We start from the raw sequence: 388 nt of genomic DNA, 5'->3' as shown, positions 1-388 counted from the left end.
GAGCACAATTGAGCCAGCCACACCGAGTCCGGCCGAGGCCACGATGCCTTCGGCTGTGATGCGGCGCAACGCGTCATCGACACGAACCAGTTCGGCGTCCGACCCGTCCCGGGGGCGGCGCCCGACCATGACCAAGGCCGCGATGACAGTGAGTGCAAGCATGGCCATCGCAAACGCCATGGGGACCGTGTAGAACGAGCCAGGGAACGGGGTCGAGCTGCGCTCGGAGAACTCTTGGGTGGTGGTGCCCTCGACCCATACCGTCGTCGAGCACACAGTCCTGAGTGCACGTCCGGTACGCCCAAGATCATCGGGAGACGCAGCGTACGTCGTGTACCCGGCGGCCAGTGCGACCAGGCCGACCATTGCGACGACCATCGAGACGGAA

At 65.5% G+C, this 388-nt stretch carries 1 pseudogene; it reads right to left on the bottom strand.

Going from position 1 to position 388, the window contains the following annotated elements:
* Positions 1-388: pseudogene (locus tag BN358_RS11655) on the bottom strand (hypothetical protein); the annotation flags it as partial.

Source organism: Sedimentibacter sp. B4 (genome assembly GCF_000309315.1).
GTDB lineage: Bacteria > Bacillota > Clostridia > Tissierellales > Sedimentibacteraceae > Sedimentibacter > Sedimentibacter saalensis.
The sequence above is the reverse complement of the archived record's forward strand: the minus strand, read 5'-3'. Positions and strand labels throughout refer to the sequence as shown.